This is a genomic window from Sulfitobacter sp. HI0040, assembly GCF_001634885.1.
In the GTDB taxonomy this organism is placed as follows: domain Bacteria; phylum Pseudomonadota; class Alphaproteobacteria; order Rhodobacterales; family Rhodobacteraceae; genus Sulfitobacter.
The window spans coordinates 1-245 of record NZ_LWEX01000382.1; the positions used below are offsets into that span (position 1 = coordinate 1).

Below are 245 nucleotides of genomic sequence, written 5' to 3' on the forward strand. Positions count from 1 at the left end.
GATTTCCTGCTGCTGGATGAACCCGCCGCAGGAATGTCTGAAATCGAAGCCGAAGAGCTGTCGCAACTGATTGCGCGGATTGCATCGGAACTGGGCATCGGGGTGCTTTTGATCGAACACAATGTCGGTCTGGTGCTGGGTGTTTGCGAACAGGTGTACGTTCTGGACGCGGGCCAGATCATCGAACAGGGCGACCGCGCGACGATCCTCGCCTCTCAGGCGGTGCGTGATGCCTATCTCGGGGC

General features: G+C 59.2%; 1 pseudogene. It reads left to right on the forward strand.

Features of this window, described 5'->3' with window-relative positions:
* Positions 1-245 (forward strand): annotated as a pseudogene (locus A3728_RS16130) (ABC transporter ATP-binding protein); the annotation flags it as partial.